Source organism: Salmonella sp. NW177 (genome assembly GCF_051811585.1).
In the GTDB taxonomy this organism is placed as follows: Bacteria; Pseudomonadota; Gammaproteobacteria; order Enterobacterales; family Enterobacteriaceae; genus Salmonella; species Salmonella enterica.
The window spans coordinates 522,876-535,221 of the sequence record NZ_JAMMZV010000001.1; the positions used below are offsets into that span (position 1 = coordinate 522,876).

Consider the following 12,346-nt stretch of genomic DNA (forward strand, 5'->3'; position numbering starts at 1 on the left):
TTCAGGCCCGGTAAGCGTTATCGCCACCGGGCATTGTCCATTAACTGAGTAAATCCGCTAACGCCTCCGTCCTGTTCGGGAAGAAGGTCAGACGCCCAGGAATAGGTTTGATACCGGCACGCGCCATTGTGCGCAGCGGTTGGAACTCCAGATTACTGATACGCAATTCGCAACCCTCCGGCAGACGCTTCACAAAACGCTGAAAAGCATCAAGCCCGCCTGCATCCAGCACTGGTACTGCGTCCCATTTCAGAACGACGATACGTTTGCCCTTAATACGTGACTCAAGGTCAGTAAACAGCCCTTCCGCCGCGGCGAAAAAGAGTGGACCGATAACACGCAGCACCAGCACATCATCAGGCACATCGACATTGACCGGCGCAAGTCGAGTCATTCGCGCAATACGTCGCATAAACAGCAGGGAAGCAAGGACAATCCCCACGCTGATGGCGATGACCATATCAAACAGAACCGTTAATGACATGCACAGCAGCATAACGATAATGTCGTCTTTCGGCGCATGGCGTAACAGATCCACCACTTTATGGGCTTCACTCATATTCCATGCCACCATCAGCAGTAGCGCCGCCATCGCGGAAAGCGGCAGCCAGGAGAGTAGCGGGGCTAAGACCAGTAGCGCCAGAATAACCAGGATAGCGTGAATTACCGCTGAGACGGGAGAGGTCGCGCCAGCGCGGACGTTGGCGGCAGAGCGGGCAATCGCGGCGGTGGCGGTGATGCCGCCAAAGAACGGCGCGACCATATTCCCCAGCCCCTGGCCGATAAGTTCGCTGTTAGCTTTATGTTTGGTGCCGGTCATGCCGTCCAGCACGACGGCGCAGAGCAATGATTCGATTGCCCCCAGCATTGCCATCGAGAAGGCCGCTGGCAGCAGCGCGCGCAGTGAATCCCAGCTTAGCGTGAAATCGGAGCCAGGAAGACTCCACGGCAGCATCAGTTGCGGCAGGAGCTGCGGGATGCCGTTGCCCTGAGTGCCGTCAGCCAGAACGTAATGGAACTGTGAGCCGATAGTCGCCACATTGCCGCCCAGCAGATTAACGATTCCCATCACGGCGCAACCGGCCAGCAGCGCGGGAAGATGTCCTGGCAGACGAATACCGAGACGCGGCCAGAAAATCAACGTTCCCAGCGTTACCACGCCAATGGCGGCATCGCCAATATTGACGGTGGGCAACGCCATAAACAGCGCGCCGACTTTCTGCAAATAGTGCTCTGGCACATGGGCCATCTGCAGACCAAGAAAATCTTTAATCTGCATGGTACCGATGGTAATACCAATCCCTGAGGTAAAACCCAACGTGACCGACACCGGGATATATTCAATCAATCGCCCCAGTCTCGCCAGGCCGAAAAGGATCAGGAAGAAGCCCGACATCAGCGTGGCGACCAGTAGGCCCGCCAGACCAAACTGTTGCGATACCGGATACAAAATCACCACAAACGCGGCGGTAGGGCCGGAAACGCTAAAGCGCGAGCCGCCGGTTAGCGCGATCACGATCCCGGCGACAGCGGAGGTATAGAGGCCATACTGCGGCGCAACGCCACTGCCAATTGCCAGCGCCATCGCCAGCGGGATAGCAATAATCCCGACGGTGATCCCGGCTATCACATCACGGGTGAACCGGGAGGCGGTATATTTTTCTTTCCAGCAAGCATCGATGAGAGCGCGGAAAGGCATCACATGTGAGGAAAATAATTTGTTCACAATAATGTTTCATCCATGAGCGCATCATCTGTCAACTAAATGGCAGGTGAAGGAGGCATAAGTCATACAAAAGGGTGTTACAGACAAAAAAACCCGCCGCAGCGGGTTTCAGATCCGGGTTCGATCAATGCTCGAACATGGCGGAAATCGATTCTTCGTTGCTGATACGGCGAATCGCTTCGGCCAGCATACCTGACAGGGTCAAAGTACGCACGTTCGGCAGCGCTTTGATTTCGTCGGTCAGCGGAATGGTGTCGCAGACAACGACTTCATCAATGACGGAGTTGCGCAGGTTGTTTGCCGCATTGCCTGAGAAGATCGGGTGCGTCGCGTAGGCAAACACGCGTTTAGCGCCACGTTCTTTCAATGCTTCTGCTGCTTTGCACAGAGTACCGCCGGTATCGATCATATCATCAACCAGCACGCAGTCACGGCCAGCGACGTCGCCGATGATGTGCATCACCTGAGAAACGTTCGCGCGCGGACGACGTTTATCAATGATAGCCATATCGGTATCGTTCAGCAGTTTAGCGATAGCGCGGGCACGAACCACGCCGCCAATATCCGGAGAAACCACGATCGGGTTATCCAGATTCAGTTGCAGCATATCTTCGAGCAGGATTGGGCTACCGAACACGTTATCAACCGGAACGTCAAAGAAGCCCTGGATCTGTTCAGCATGCAGATCTACGGTGAGAACGCGGTCAACGCCGACGCTGGACAGGAAGTCAGCGACAACTTTTGCGGTAATCGGCACACGGGCGGAACGTACGCGACGGTCCTGACGTGCATAGCCAAAGTAGGGGATAACGGCGGTGATACGACCTGCGGAAGCACGACGCAGGGCATCAACCATAACGACCAATTCCATCAGGTTGTCGTTGGTTGGGGCACAAGTGGACTGGATGATGAAAATATCACCACCGCGTACATTTTCGTTGATTTGTACGCTGACTTCGCCGTCGCTAAAGCGACCTACGGCGGCGTCGCCGAGAGAAGTGTACAGGCGGTTGGCAATACGTTGTGCTAGTTCCGGGGTGGCGTTACCAGCAAAAAGCTTCATATCAGGCACGAGAAGAACCTCAGGCATGCGTCCATTGGTGGAAAGAATCTGCCGAAAACTGTGCGGGCCAGGCAAAATCCTATCCAGGCGGTGTATTAAAGAGCGCGATGCAACGTCTGGAACAAGGTGACGTTGTCACCGAAGCTCAGCTTGCCCGGCTTACTCGTCTTCATTCACGTTTCATGTGCGCTGGTATCGATGCCTCACACCGGTCAAATACGGCATATATGACCGGCGACTCGTCATTTCGCCATCTTCCTGAAACCCGAATGCGTTAGAGTAACTCTCGATGCAATGGGGAGAGGTTGACACCCTTCGCCACAAAAGCATTGAGCCATTCCGGGGCTTGCTCAAGCACCTGGCGAGCACAAGACTCTGTATCGAATTCAGCAAAGACACAGGCCCCTGTCCCAGTCAGGCGCGACGGCGCGTATTCTAACAGCCAGGAAAGCGCCGCATCAACCTCGCGAAAACGTTTTCTTGCGATAACCTCGCAATCATTGCTGAATTCACATTTTAGTAACGTATCTATTGACCTTTTTGGCGTATTACGCGGCAATTGAGGATCTTTAAAGATAACCGGCGTCGGAATGCTTACGCCAGGGTGCGCGACCAGATACCATTTTTCCGGCGGATTCACCGGCGTTAATATTTCGCCTACGCCTTCGGCAAACGCGGCGTGGCCACGAACAAAGACCGGGACGTCGGCGCCGAGCGTCAGGCCGAGCGTCGCCAGTTCATCAATGGAAAGCCCGCATTGCCAAAGATGATTGAGCGCCACCAGAACGGTCGCGGCGTTAGACGAGCCGCCACCCAGACCGCCGCCCATGGGAAGGCGCTTCTCAATGCTGATATCCGCGCCGCTTCCGGCAGGCAGGCGTCCACTCTCCGAGGCGACTTTCATCAACAGCCGCGCGGCGCGGACGATCAGATTGTCTTCATTTTCAACGCCGTTAACCGGCGTTAATAAATGGATTTCGCCATCGCGACGCGGTTCGATGTGGAGTGTGTCGCCATAATCCAGAAACTGAAACAGCGTCTGCAGCGTGTGGTAGCCGTCTGCACGCTGTCCGGTGATATATAAAAACAGATTTAATTTTGCCGGAGAAGGCCAATGGGTCATCATTTCACAATCCAGTTATCCATTTTCAGCTTAATGCGCTGACTGCCGTCTGAAAGCTCCATATTGGCAGGCATGGCAGGCTGCGTTTTGCTGTCATAGCCACCGTAAACCACTTTCCAGTTTTTACCATCCTGGCGGTAGTTCACTTCGCTCAGGCGGTACTGGTCGTCCAGTTTGTAGTCGGTGGCATCGCCAGGCAGACCGAGGATCCACTGCCGCAGGCTGTTTAACGGAATCGGCATCCCGGTGAGTTTGCCGATCATCTCTTCGGCGTCATCGGCGGTATAACGCTGGCCTTTGTTATCCACCAACTGGACGTTGCCCGGCTGGGCGTTAAGCTCCAGCTCGGTGCTGCCCAGCGGATTGGTGAGCAGCAGGCGATAGCGATCCTGTCCGGTCTGTTGCCAGAAGAAACGCGCATAGACTTTCTGATCATCTGAGATGTAAGCAAAGGCGCCGCGCGTCTGGTATTGATTCAGATGACGCACCTCTTGCTGATGCTGGCGCCACTGAGGGGAATCCGGGCTCTTGCCCGGGCCTTTATGCCCAGGAAGCGTACAGGCGGTGAGAACCAGGCTTGCTAACGGCAGTAGACGAATCAGGCGAAAATCGGGCAGGGTCATAGTGATGACGAATCCTTGTGATACGGTGCAATAATTGCCTGATGGCGTTACGCTTATCAGGCCTGAAAACTGAACCTGCAGGCTGTAAAAACGTTCGCGCCGCGATTCGGCAAATTTTTGCTATCGGTTACAGTTATAGCCTTTAATGCTAGCGCCGCCTGGTGACATCGTCTACTTTCAAGTTGTCTTAAATCATCAAATTAGCGAGCGCTGCCAATTACTCCAAAAGGGGGCTCTCTCTTTTATTGACCACGCGCATCCTGTATGATGCAAGCAGACTAACCATATCAACGCTGGTACTACTCCCGCAGACATGACCCTTTTAGCGCTCGGTATTAACCATAAAACGGCACCTGTATCGCTGCGAGAACGCGTAACGTTTTCGCCGGACACGCTTGATCAGGCGCTGGACAGCCTGCTTGCGCAGCCAATGGTGCAGGGCGGGGTCGTGCTGTCAACCTGTAACCGTACAGAGCTGTATCTGAGCGTGGAAGAGCAGGATAACCTGCAAGAAGCGCTGATCCGCTGGTTATGCGATTACCATAACCTGAACGAGGACGATCTGCGCAACAGTCTGTACTGGCATCAGGATAATGACGCCGTCAGCCACCTGATGCGCGTCGCCAGCGGTCTGGATTCACTGGTGCTGGGCGAACCGCAAATCCTCGGTCAGGTGAAAAAAGCGTTTGCGGATTCGCAAAAAGGCCACCTTAACGCCAGCGCGCTGGAGCGAATGTTTCAGAAGTCTTTTTCCGTCGCTAAGCGAGTGCGGACTGAAACCGATATCGGCGCCAGCGCCGTCTCCGTCGCGTTTGCCGCCTGTACGCTCGCCCGCCAAATCTTTGAATCGCTGTCGACGGTCACCGTACTGTTAGTTGGCGCGGGCGAAACCATTGAACTGGTGGCGCGTCACCTGCGCGAGCATAAAGTACAAAAGATGATTATCGCCAACCGAACCCGCGAGCGCGCGCAAGCCCTGGCGGATGAGGTAGGCGCTGAGGTTATCTCGCTCAGCGATATCGACGCCCGTTTGCAGGATGCCGATATTATTATCAGTTCGACCGCCAGCCCGCTGCCGATTATCGGTAAAGGCATGGTGGAGCGCGCATTAAAAAGCCGTCGCAACCAGCCGATGCTGCTGGTGGATATTGCCGTACCGCGCGACGTTGAGCCGGAAGTCGGCAAACTGGCGAACGCTTATCTTTATAGCGTCGATGATTTACAGAGCATCATTTCGCATAATCTGGCGCAGCGTCAGGCTGCGGCGGTAGAAGCGGAAACGATTGTTGAGCAGGAAGCCAGCGAGTTTATGGCCTGGCTACGCGCCCAAGGGGCCAGCGAGACCATTCGGGAATACCGTAGTCAGTCGGAGCAGATTCGTGACGAACTGACTACCAAAGCGCTGTCGGCCCTTCAACAGGGCGGCGATGCGCAAGCCATCTTGCAGGATCTGGCATGGAAACTGACCAACCGCCTGATTCATGCGCCAACGAAATCACTTCAACAGGCTGCCCGTGACGGGGATGACGAACGCCTGAATATTCTGCGCGACAGCCTCGGGCTGGAGTAGCAGCACACACCACACTTTTTTACAGGGTGAATTTACGCCTATGAAGCCTTCTATCGTTGCCAAACTGGAAGCCCTGCACGAACGCCATGAGGAAGTTCAGGCGTTGCTGGGCGATGCGGGAATTATCGCCGACCAGGACCGCTTTCGCGCATTGTCGCGCGAATATGCGCAATTAAGCGACGTTTCTCGCTGTTTTACGGACTGGCAACAGGTTCAGGACGATATCGAGACGGCTCAGATGATGCTCGACGATCCTGAAATGCGAGAAATGGCGCAGGAAGAACTGCGCGAAGCGAAAGAAAAAAGCGAACAACTGGAGCAACAGTTACAGGTACTGCTGCTGCCGAAAGATCCGGACGATGAACGAAACGCGTTCCTTGAGGTTCGCGCCGGCACCGGTGGCGACGAAGCCGCGCTGTTTGCCGGCGATCTGTTCCGCATGTACAGCCGTTATGCCGAAGCGCGCCGCTGGCGCGTGGAGATCATGAGCATGAGCGAAGGCGAGCATGGCGGTTATAAAGAGATCATTGCCAAAATCAGCGGCGACGGCGTGTATGGCCGGCTGAAATTTGAGTCCGGCGGACACCGCGTACAGCGTGTTCCGGCGACCGAGTCGCAGGGACGTATCCATACCTCCGCCTGTACCGTCGCCGTGATGCCGGAGCTGCCGGAAGCCGAGCTGCCGGATATTAACCCGGCGGATCTGCGCATTGATACGTTTCGTTCTTCCGGCGCGGGCGGTCAGCACGTTAACACCACCGACTCCGCTATCCGTATTACCCACTTGCCGACCGGCATCGTGGTGGAATGCCAGGACGAACGTTCGCAGCATAAAAACAAAGCGAAAGCGCTCTCGGTGCTCGGGGCGCGCATTCACGCCGCCGAAACTGCAAAACGCCAGCAGGCCGAGGCGTCAACGCGACGCAATCTGCTTGGCAGCGGCGATCGCAGCGATCGTAACCGGACCTATAATTTCCCGCAGGGGCGCGTGACCGATCATCGTATTAATCTGACGTTATATCGCCTTGATGAAACGATGGAAGGTAAGCTGGATATGCTGATTGAGCCGATTGTTCAGGAACATCAGGCTGACCTGTTAGCCGCATTGTCCGAGCAGGAATAATGGATTTTCAGCACTGGCTGCATGAGGCGGTAAACCAGCTCCGGGACAGCGACAGCCCCCGGCGCGACGCCGAGATCCTGCTTGAGTACGTCACGGGCAAGGGGCGGACGTATATCATGGCCTTTGGCGAAACGCCGCTTACCGACGTCCAGCAACAACAGCTCGCGGACCTGCTGCAGCGGCGTAAACAGGGCGAACCTATTGCGTACCTGACGGGCTTACGCGAATTCTGGTCGCTGCCGCTCTTCGTTTCTCCCGCCACGCTAATCCCGCGCCCGGATACCGAATGTCTGGTTGAACAGGCGTTGGCGCGATTGCCGGTCAAAACCTGTCGTATTCTGGATTTAGGCACCGGAACCGGCGCGATTGCGCTGGCGCTGGCCTGCGAGCGACCGGATTGCGAGGTGACTGCGGTCGATCGTATGCCTGATGCGGTTGCGCTGGCGATACGCAACGCGGAACATTTGGCTATCCGGAATGTGCGTATACTGCAAAGTTGTTGGTTCAGCGCGCTATCGGGGCAGCAGTTCGACATGATTGTCAGCAATCCACCCTACATTGACGCGCAGGACCCGCACCTTAGCGAAGGCGATGTACGCTTTGAACCGCGCTCGGCGTTGGTGGCGGACGAAAACGGTATGGCGGATCTTACGCATATTATCGATAACGCCCGCCAGATGTTAACGCCCGGCGGCTTCCTGCTGCTGGAACACGGTTGGCAGCAGGGCGAAGCGGTAAGAGCGGTTTTCAGGCGGTCTGGTTACACGGATGTAGAAACGTGTCGTGATTATGGCGGTAATGAACGCGTAACCTGCGGGCGTTTTACGCCATGACAATTGCAATGTTGCTCACGCTTCATCTTATTTGTGTTGCGCTCTCCGTCAGTTTGTTTGTCGCTCGTTACTGGTGGCGCTATTGCGGCCATGCGTTGGCCGCCGCACGCTGGACACGAATCGTGCCTCCCGTCATAGATACCCTGTTACTGCTTAGCGGTATTGGGTTAATCGTTAAAACGCACATCCTGCCATTCACGGAGTCGGGCTCATGGCTGACTGAAAAACTGTTTGGCGTTATCATCTACATCGTTTTGGGTTTTATTGCGCTTGATTATCGTCAGGCGCGCAGCCAGCAGGCGCGTTTTATCGCTTTCCCGCTGGCGCTGGTGGTGCTGTACATCATCATTAAACTCGCCACCACAAAAATACCGTTACTGGGGTAAGTCATGAGGTCGTTAGCTGATTTCGAATTTAACAATGCGCCGCTGTGTGATGGCATGATCCTGGCATCAGAGATGATTCGCCTGGATTTTCCCACGCAGTTTGTCTACGACGAACTGGAACGTCTGGTCAGTCTGGCGCAGGAAGAAATTAGCCAGCTCCTGTCTCAGGATGAGCAACTGGAAAAATTGCTGGCACTTTTTTACGGCGAGTGGGGGTTCACGGATTCCCGCGGCGTCTACCGTCTTTCTGATGCTTTATGGCTCGATAAAGTCCTGAAAAAACGCCAGGGGAGCGCGGTATCGTTGGGCGCTATTTTATTATGGATAGCAAACCGTCTTGATTTGCCGTTGGTGCCCGTTATCTTCCCAACGCAGTTGATTTTGCGTATTGAATCGCTGGAAGGGGAAATGTGGCTGATTAACCCGTTCAACGGTGAAACGCTTGATGAACATACTCTGGAAGTCTGGTTAAAAGGCAATATTAGTCCGGTCGCCGAGTTGTTTAATGAAGATTTGGACGAAGCGGATAACGCCGAAGTGATTCGTAAGCTACTGGATACGCTGAAATCCTCGCTGATGGAGGAACGGCAAATGGAGCTGGCGCTGCGCGTTAGCGAAGCATTGTTGCAATTTAACCCGGAAGATCCTTACGAAATCCGTGACCGCGGGTTGATCTACGCGCAGCTTGAGTGTGAACACGTTGCGCTGACTGATTTAAGCTACTTCGTTGAACAGTGTCCGGAAGACCCGATCAGCGAAATGATTCGTGCGCAGATCAACACCATTGCGCACAAGCAAATTGTTCTACATTAATTAACCGACATTTTACCTATAAGTGTAAGGCGATCCTATGAAACAAAAAGTGGTTAACATTGGCGACATTAAGGTGGCAAATGACCTGCCGTTTGTGCTGTTTGGCGGTATGAACGTGTTGGAGTCACGCGATCTGGCAATGCGCATTTGTGAGCACTACGTAACCGTTACCCAGAAGCTGGGTATTCCTTACGTGTTCAAGGCCTCTTTTGATAAAGCCAACCGTTCCTCTATTCACTCTTACCGTGGGCCGGGTCTGGAAGAAGGGATGAAAATCTTCCAGGAACTCAAGCAGACATTTGGCGTAAAAGTGATCACTGACGTCCATGAAGCCAGCCAGGCGCAGCCTGTTGCTGATGTGGTTGACGTGATTCAGCTCCCGGCGTTTCTGGCGCGCCAGACCGACCTGGTGGAAGCGATGGCGAAAACCGGCGCTGTGATTAACGTGAAAAAGCCGCAGTTCGTAAGCCCGGGTCAGATGGGCAATATCGTGGATAAGTTCCATGAGGGCGGTAACGATAAGGTGATTTTGTGCGATCGCGGCGCGAACTTCGGTTATGACAACCTGGTGGTGGATATGCTGGGCTTTAGCGTGATGAAAAAGGTCTCCGGCAACTCGCCGGTGATTTTCGACGTTACCCATGCGCTGCAATGCCGCGACCCATTTGGCGCTGCCTCGGGCGGTCGTCGTGGTCAGGTGACCGAGCTGGCGCGCGCCGGTATGGCTGTCGGTCTGGCGGGCCTGTTCCTGGAGTCGCATCCGGACCCGGCTAACGCGAAGTGCGATGGTCCTTCCGCGCTGCCGCTGGCGAAACTGGAGCAGTTCCTGACCCAGATAAAAGCGATTGATGATTTGGTGAAAAGCTTTGACGAGCTGGATACCGAGAACTGATTGCGGTTTTTAGCTTGTGTAGGCCGGATAAGATACTATCCGGCTTTTTTATATCAGGCAAAAATCGTCATCAGATAGGCGGCAAATAGAGCCAGATGCGCCGCGCCGTTTAGCACGTTGGTGCGTCCGGTAGAGAACGAAATATGGCACAGCACTAACGAGGCTACCATCACTACCATTTCCGGCGCGCCTAAACCAAACACCAGATCATTACCTGTCACCCAGGCGATGAGCGTGACGACCGGCACGGTTAATGAAATCGTCGCCAACACCGATCCGAAGAACAGATTCATTGCCCGCTGAACCTGATTATTCAGTACCGCCTTCAGCGCGCCCAGTCCTTCCGGCGAGAGAATTAACAACGCAACCAGGAAACCGGTAAAGGCGACCGGGGCGTTCATGCTGGTCAGCAACGCCTCCAGCGGGCTGGCATTCATTTTGGTAACGGCAATGACCGCAATTAAATGAATGAGTAACCAGACCGTATGCCAGCCGCTACTGTGCGCGGAGGGTTTACCGTGGTGTGGATTGTCATCATCGCCTTCATCTTCATGTTCATAGATAAATAAGCTCTGGTGCGTTTTGGTTTGAATCAACAAAAATACGCCGTACATCGCGGCGGAAATTAACGCGACCAATAATGCCTGACCGGTAGAGAAATTGGCTTGCGGCAATGCCATTGGAAAAACCAGCACAATAATCGCCAGCGGAAACAGCGCGATAAGATACTGCTTAATCCCAAATAAATTCATATATTGCGTTGCGAATTTACGCCCGCCCAACAACAACGAGAAACCGACCAGTCCCCCGGTGACAATCATAATAATAGAGTAGAGCGTATCGCGCATAAGCGTTGGCGCAGCATCGCCGGTAGCCATCAGCGCGGAAATTAAACTCACCTCAAGAATAACGACGGACAGGCTTAAAATAAGCGATCCATAGGGTTCGCCGAGTCGATGCGCTAATACATCGGCATGACGGACCACGCTAAATGCGCTGCTTAAAATACCAATAAGTGCAAGGATATTGATGCCAATAACCACTGGTAGTGACTGGCTGCTTCCCCAAAGGAACAGCACTACCAGCGCAAGAACCGGGAAAATAAGCGAAGTCTCCTTATGGCGGGTTTTCACCGCCTCACAGGCATGTGTCATGAGGGTCTCCCTTGTGCAGGTGTTAATATTTTGGAAAGAGTAAAGAAGGTAAAAATAGCAGAAATTTGTATTTTTTTAGTGGTTTTTTACGTAGTTTTACGGCGTAGGCGATTTTTTTCTTTCAAGGTTAGTAAAACAAGCATCTTGTTTTAACAGTGTTTAAATAACAAAAAGTTAATTTCCGTAAAAAGCAAAAATCCTCCTCGACTGGCGTAATAACGCATTGTTTACCACACTTAATGTTTTCCCTGAAGACGGAGGTGCGGATGCCGTATAAAGCCAAAAGTGATTTACCCGATAATGTGCGGAATGTTCTTCCAGCCCATGCCCAGGACATTTACAAAGAAGCGTTTAATAGCGCCTGGGAGCAATATAAAGATAAAGCCGATCGTCGTGATGACGCCAGTCGCGAGGAAACCGCACACAAAGTCGCCTGGGCGGCGGTTAAAAACGATTATGAAAAAGGCGAGGATGATAAATGGCATAAGAAAAAATAAACGCGGTATTACTCACGCGTTAGCCTGATTTTCTTGCCGGAAGTCTATCCCGACGCGGGAGCTTTTCCCGCGTACAGATTCAAAATGTCAGCACTTTGTCCGCCGCCAGCGTCCATTGCGCCAGCTCGACCAGCGTTCCGATTTCCACACCGTCAATCAGCGGCAGGGGAGTGATACCACGTCCGTCCGCACAGGTTTTGCATAATTTTACCGGTACGTTTTGCGCGGTCAGAATTTCCAGCATTTGCTGAATATTGTAGCCTTCGGCTGGTTTTTGACCGCGTAACCCTGCGGTTACGGCATCTGACATCAAAAACAGGCGTAAATCGAGATGGCTTTCCTGCTCGCGCAGCGCAATGGCCAGACGCAGGCTATTAAATAATGATTCGCTGCCGTAGGCGGCGCCGTTAGCGATAATGACGATATTTTGCATGGATAACCCTTCTCCTTGAGAAATTTTGTCGGCAATGGCGTTATGTTACCTCGGGAACCGGGTACCGCCAAATGCGTGGATAAAATCCCGGGACGCTCTGCGGAAAAAAT

13 protein-coding genes are annotated in these 12,346 nt (G+C 53.7%); 7 read left to right on the top strand and 6 right to left on the bottom strand.

What is annotated here, in order from left to right; all coding sequences use genetic code 11:
• Positions 1 to 40: 40 nt before the first annotated feature.
• The 4 genes from dauA to lolB form a co-directional block, all read right to left on the bottom strand.
• Positions 41 to 1,726 (bottom strand): C4-dicarboxylic acid transporter DauA, encoded by a 1,686-nt coding sequence (gene dauA, locus NA986_RS02795; RefSeq protein ID WP_001037186.1) that lies wholly within the window; start codon positions 1,724 to 1,726, stop codon positions 41 to 43.
• Positions 1,727 to 1,850: 124 nt separating this feature from the next.
• Positions 1,851 to 2,798, bottom strand: a complete 948-nt coding sequence (gene prs / locus NA986_RS02800; protein ID WP_001518537.1) for a ribose-phosphate diphosphokinase — start codon at positions 2,796 to 2,798, stop codon at positions 1,851 to 1,853.
• 265 nt (positions 2,799 to 3,063) lie between these two features.
• Complete coding sequence (gene ispE / locus NA986_RS02805; protein ID WP_000988259.1) at positions 3,064 to 3,915, bottom strand: 4-(cytidine 5'-diphospho)-2-C-methyl-D-erythritol kinase; 852 nt, start codon at positions 3,913 to 3,915, stop codon at positions 3,064 to 3,066.
• The gene (gene lolB, locus NA986_RS02810) at positions 3,912 to 4,535 is read right to left on the bottom strand and encodes a lipoprotein insertase outer membrane protein LolB (protein ID WP_000174484.1); all 624 of its coding nucleotides are present in this window, start codon (positions 4,533 to 4,535) and stop codon (positions 3,912 to 3,914) included. The genes ispE and lolB overlap by 4 nt, the downstream gene beginning before the upstream one ends.
• 313 nt (positions 4,536 to 4,848) lie before the next feature.
• Between lolB and hemA the strand changes: the two genes are divergently transcribed.
• From hemA to kdsA, 6 genes are read left to right on the top strand one after another with little or no spacing between them, the layout of a single operon-like run.
• Positions 4,849 to 6,105 carry a glutamyl-tRNA reductase gene (gene hemA, locus NA986_RS02815; RefSeq protein WP_000173208.1) on the top strand — a complete coding sequence of 419 codons (1,257 nt, stop codon included), beginning with the start codon at positions 4,849 to 4,851 and terminating at the stop codon, positions 6,103 to 6,105.
• A 40-nt stretch (positions 6,106 to 6,145) separates the two neighbouring features.
• Complete coding sequence (gene prfA / locus NA986_RS02820) at positions 6,146 to 7,228, top strand: peptide chain release factor 1 (protein WP_000804703.1); 1,083 nt, start codon at positions 6,146 to 6,148, stop codon at positions 7,226 to 7,228.
• Positions 7,228 to 8,061, top strand: coding sequence for a peptide chain release factor N(5)-glutamine methyltransferase (prmC, locus tag NA986_RS02825; RefSeq protein WP_000347312.1), 834 nt, complete (start codon positions 7,228 to 7,230; stop codon positions 8,059 to 8,061). The genes prfA and prmC overlap by 1 nt, the downstream gene beginning before the upstream one ends.
• Positions 8,058 to 8,447, top strand: coding sequence for an invasion regulator SirB2 (gene sirB2 / locus NA986_RS02830; protein ID WP_000150667.1), 390 nt, complete (start codon positions 8,058 to 8,060; stop codon positions 8,445 to 8,447). The genes prmC and sirB2 overlap by 4 nt, the downstream gene beginning before the upstream one ends.
• Before the next feature lie 3 nt (positions 8,448 to 8,450).
• Positions 8,451 to 9,260 (top strand): invasion regulator SirB1, encoded by an 810-nt coding sequence (gene sirB1, locus NA986_RS02835; RefSeq protein WP_001257065.1) that lies wholly within the window; start codon positions 8,451 to 8,453, stop codon positions 9,258 to 9,260.
• 37 nt (positions 9,261 to 9,297) lie between these two features.
• Complete coding sequence (kdsA, locus tag NA986_RS02840) at positions 9,298 to 10,152, top strand: 3-deoxy-8-phosphooctulonate synthase (RefSeq protein ID WP_000811046.1); 855 nt, start codon at positions 9,298 to 9,300, stop codon at positions 10,150 to 10,152.
• Positions 10,153 to 10,205: 53 nt separating this feature from the next.
• Here the strand turns inward: kdsA and chaA are convergent, their stop codons facing one another.
• Positions 10,206 to 11,306, bottom strand: a complete 1,101-nt coding sequence (gene chaA / locus NA986_RS02845; protein WP_000148420.1) for a sodium-potassium/proton antiporter ChaA — start codon at positions 11,304 to 11,306, stop codon at positions 10,206 to 10,208.
• 266 nt (positions 11,307 to 11,572) lie between these two features.
• Here chaA and chaB point away from each other — a divergent pair, with 266 nt between their 5' ends.
• The gene (chaB, locus tag NA986_RS02850; protein WP_001146392.1) at positions 11,573 to 11,803 is read left to right on the top strand and encodes a putative cation transport regulator ChaB; all 231 of its coding nucleotides are present in this window, start codon (positions 11,573 to 11,575) and stop codon (positions 11,801 to 11,803) included.
• 79 nt (positions 11,804 to 11,882) lie between these two features.
• Here chaB and NA986_RS02855 read toward each other — a convergent pair whose 3' ends face one another.
• Positions 11,883 to 12,236: a DsrE/DsrF/TusD sulfur relay family protein gene (locus tag NA986_RS02855; RefSeq protein WP_001179794.1), complete on the bottom strand. Its 354-nt coding sequence runs from the start codon at positions 12,234 to 12,236 to the stop codon at positions 11,883 to 11,885.
• Positions 12,237 to 12,346 lie beyond the last annotated feature (110 nt).